Origin of the sequence: uncultured Amaricoccus sp., assembly GCF_937858865.1 — a bacterium.
Classification (GTDB): domain Bacteria; phylum Pseudomonadota; class Alphaproteobacteria; order Rhodobacterales; family Rhodobacteraceae; genus Amaricoccus.
The window spans coordinates 1-3,636 of sequence record NZ_CALLYO010000093.1; the positions used below are offsets into that span (position 1 = coordinate 1).

Below are 3,636 nucleotides of genomic sequence, written 5' to 3' on the forward strand. Positions count from 1 at the left end.
GGGCGGACAGCGGCCGTTCGCTGCGACTCCACTACAGCTGGAGACTGCGTCCGGGAGCGGTCATCCAGCGCCGCGCGCCGCACTGACGGACCTGCGGACGAAGTTGCCGCCGGTAAGCCGACGTCGAATGACCGACGGCTGCCAGTCTACATCCCGGAATCTCCACCACATTGACGGATGTGACCCGAGGGCGGAGCGCGATAGGCCGCGCACCATCGAGATCGGATAATCTCGGGAGCATTTAGAGATGGCTGAGGAGCAAGAGCTGCGGGTGCAGACGAAGCAGGAAGTCGAGACAGCGCACGAGACGACGAGGCCGACAAGGGCGTTCATCCCGAGCGCGGACATCTACGAAAGCGAAATCGCTCCCACAGTTGTACTGGGTATGCCGGATGTGAGGCCGGAACGGCATCGACGTGAATATAGAAGGCGAAGTGCTGACCATCGAGGGCCGCATCGACCTCTCGAAATACGACGGACTACAGCCTGTCTACAGCGAGTATGACGTCGAGCCTTATCGGCGCAGCTTTCGCATTTCGAGTCAGCTCGATCAGGACCGCATCACAGCGAAGCCAAAGGACGGCATCGTTACCGTAGATCTCCCCAAGGCCGAAGCGGCCAAGCCACGTCGCATTGAAGTTTCGTAAACGCACGCGTCCGGCCGCAGAAGCGCTGGGTGGCGGGACCATTGCCCTCGCCACATCGGGATATGCGCGACGTCCGCGTACCAGACGTGATCGGGGCAATCAATCACGCGCATTCTCAGAGATATGGCCATTTCTTGTATTCGCTATCGGGCATGGTGGTCCGCGACTTCTGGTAGACTGCGGCCAAGCCCATTGTCGCGGTCAGCCGCGGACGACGTATCCATGGCAGGAAGGATGTCCGATGCCTGCCTTGGCAGATCATGCCGCCGCGCGCACGTTTCGAGATCACAACGAGCGGCTGTCATAGGCCCAGTGCAGCAGCGCCTGGCGCTGACGCGGGCGGCACCAGCGGTCGCCCGGTTCGCAGGCGCGGCGGAGCTGCGCGAGATGGCGGCGCATGGCCTTCCAGCGGCCGATCTGCCGCTCGTCCTCGCCGGCCATCCGGCGGCCCTGGTAGTAGCGGCAGTACCACTGGAACCAACCGCGCGGGTCGTCGGGGTGAATCCACCCCTTGGCGCGCCAGACGCTGAGGGGCTGGCTCGCATCCACGCCGAACCAGTTGAGCGCGGGGTCGGGCCTCCCCGGCGAGAGCTTGGCGGTGGCGAACCAGTCCGCCGGAAACTCGTCGCGGCAGTCGGTCATGTACTTGCCGCCGAAGACCCCGAGCGCCAGCATCTCGGCAGGTGTGAGATCCGGTCGAAAGTCAGGATGGAAGTCGCCTCCGGCAGGCGCCACCAGAGCGTAGCGGTATCCTCGCTGCATCCGGTCGCTGACCTCGACGTTACGGGGCGTCATCGGGCGCGCTCCGCGACACGCGGCGCGCGGTTGCGCCGCCAGATGGAGAGGTTGAGCGCAGCGGCGAAGCTCACCCACGCGAGATAGGGGACGATCAGCCAGGTTGCGACGGGGCTGACGGGATGGAAGAGGAGGATGGTCGCGACGATCGACGCCCAGAGCAGCCCGATCTCGATCGCCGCGAGACCCGGCCGCCGCAACCCGAAGAAGATCGGCGACCAGGCGGCGTTCAGGACGAGTTGAATTGCGTAGACGGCGAGCGGCACCGCGGCATCGGCGAGCCCCTTCTCGCGCCAGACCAGCCATCCCGACAAGGCGATCATCGCGTAGAGCAGCGTCCACACCGGGGCGAACAGCCAGTCGGGCGGTCGCCAGCGCGGCTTGTCGAGCCGACGGTACCATTCGCCGGGCCGAAACACGGCTCCCGCCGAAGCGGCGGCAAAGGTCGCGCCGCCGAACGCGAACAGCATGAGCAGGGATGAGGTGTCCATGGGACTCCAACGTGAAGGGAGCCGCCGGCGATCCCGGCGGCTCCCGAAAGCGCTATCGGTTCCGCCCTGCCGCGATCTCGCCGGAGCCCGTCGCAGTGACCAGCGGGACGATCTGCCAGGCCGCGGACAGGCCGACCAGGACATAGACGATTCGGCTCAGGGCCGATCCCGCGCCGAAGATCGCCGCGACGAGATCGAGGTCGAAAAGCCCGACCAGCCCCCAGTTGAGCCCGCCCACGATGACGAGGGCAAGCGTCAGGATGTTGATGGCCTTCATGGTACTTCTCCAGAGTTTGGGGCGGCGGTCAGCCTTCCGGCGGCAGGATCACCGCGTCAATCACATGGATGACCCCGTTCGAGGCGGCGATGTCGGCCTGCGTCACGGTCGCGGCGTTGACCTTCACCGCGCTTCCGTCGACCTCGACGTCGATCATCTTGCCGCTGACGGACCTCGCCTTGTCGATCCCCGCGACCTCCTGGGACATCACCTTTCCGGGGACGACATGGTAGGTCAGGATCGCGGTGAGCTGCTCCTTGTTCTCCGGCTCGAGCAGGTTCTCCACCGTCCCTGCCGGCAACTTGGCGAAGGCTTCGTCGGTCGGGGCGAAGACCGTGAAGGGGCCCGCGCCCTTCAGGGTTTCCACAAGGCCCGCGGCTTCGAGCGCCGCGGCCAGCGTCCGGAACTGACCGGCCTCGACCGCGGTGTCGACGATGTCCTTCTCCGCGGCTTGTGCGCCGAGGCCGCCCGCAAGTCCGATCGCGGCGGCGAGAATGGCTGACTTCAGGTTCATGTTGCGTCTGCTCCTCTGATGACCCTGCCCGGTGCGAAGGGCATGGGCTGTCATCAGATGCAAATCGGTTCTCTTCCCAGTAACATGTTCGTCATACGAGACCGATTTTTCTTGCAGAGAAAAAATAGCCGAAGTCATTTCACGGGGCTAAAAGAAAGTTTGCCGACGTGCTCTCCGACACGCTCACCGACGAGCTCCACCGCTACGCCATCGGCCCGCGCATCCGAGCCCTACGCCTCGGCCGCAAGCTCGGGCTTGTTCAGCTCGGCGAGCATACCGGTCTCTCGCCCGGCATGCTGTCGAAGATCGAGCGGGGGCAGCTCTTCCCGACGCTTCCGACGCTGCTCAGGATAGCGATGGTGTTCGGCGTCGGCCTCGATCACTTCTTCGCCCCGGATAAGAAGAAGCCGCTCGTCGCGGTGGTGCGCAAGGACCAGCGCATCCGGCTTCCTGTACCGCCCGACGGAGAACCGCCGGCCTGGCTGTTCGAGAGCCTGAACTATCCGGTCCCCGACCGGCCGATGGAGGCCTACTATGCCGAGTTCCCGCTCGAGGCCCGCCCTGCGGATCGCCACGAGCATGGCTGCGCGGAGTTCATCTATGTGATGAGTGGCCGCCTCGTGGTCGACGTCAACGGAGAGGAAATTACCATCGACGCCGGTGACGCGATGCATTTCGACTCGAGCCTGCCCCACAGCTACCGCCGCGAGGGTGCGGTCGTCTGCAGGGCGCTGGTGGTCGTGATTCCCTGATCCACGACTGGCGTCGCGTCCGGCATCCGCGCTACCCAGGCTCCTGCATTCTTCAGCACGCTGTCGAGGCTTCCGCCTTGCAGTCCGAGCGTGTTGGCGAGTGATGTGTCAATCGGCACGGAATCCTACCCCCCGATCGGCGTCGAACTTTGACCCCTCG

6 protein-coding genes are annotated in these 3,636 nt (G+C 65.1%); 2 read left to right on the forward strand and 4 right to left on the reverse strand.

Features of this window, described 5'->3' with window-relative positions:
* Positions 1-416: 416 nt before the first annotated feature.
* Positions 417-647 carry an Hsp20 family protein gene (locus Q0112_RS02410; protein ID WP_297970916.1) on the forward strand — a complete coding sequence of 77 codons (231 nt, stop codon included), beginning with the start codon at positions 417-419 and terminating at the stop codon, positions 645-647.
* 285 nt (positions 648-932) lie between these two features.
* Here the strand turns inward: Q0112_RS02410 and Q0112_RS02415 are convergent, their stop codons facing one another.
* The 4 genes from Q0112_RS02415 to Q0112_RS02430 are packed head-to-tail and all read right to left on the reverse strand — an operon-like array spanning position 933 to position 2,724.
* Positions 933-1,442, reverse strand: coding sequence for a hypothetical protein (locus Q0112_RS02415; RefSeq protein ID WP_297970919.1), 510 nt, complete (start codon positions 1,440-1,442; stop codon positions 933-935).
* On the reverse strand, positions 1,439-1,933 hold the full coding sequence (locus Q0112_RS02420) for a TspO/MBR family protein (RefSeq protein WP_297970922.1): 495 nt from the start codon (positions 1,931-1,933) through the stop codon (positions 1,439-1,441). Before Q0112_RS02420 ends, Q0112_RS02415 begins: the two co-directional genes overlap by 4 nt.
* A 52-nt stretch (positions 1,934-1,985) precedes the next feature.
* The gene (locus Q0112_RS02425) at positions 1,986-2,210 is read right to left on the reverse strand and encodes a DUF378 domain-containing protein (protein ID WP_297970924.1); all 225 of its coding nucleotides are present in this window, start codon (positions 2,208-2,210) and stop codon (positions 1,986-1,988) included.
* Positions 2,211-2,238: 28 nt separating this feature from the next.
* Positions 2,239-2,724, reverse strand: a complete 486-nt coding sequence (locus Q0112_RS02430) for a fasciclin domain-containing protein (protein WP_297970927.1) — start codon at positions 2,722-2,724, stop codon at positions 2,239-2,241.
* Between the two features lie 167 nt (positions 2,725-2,891).
* Here Q0112_RS02430 and Q0112_RS02435 point away from each other — a divergent pair, with 167 nt between their 5' ends.
* Complete coding sequence (locus Q0112_RS02435; RefSeq protein ID WP_297970930.1) at positions 2,892-3,476, forward strand: cupin domain-containing protein; 585 nt, start codon at positions 2,892-2,894, stop codon at positions 3,474-3,476.
* The last annotated feature ends 160 nt before the right edge of the window (positions 3,477-3,636 follow it).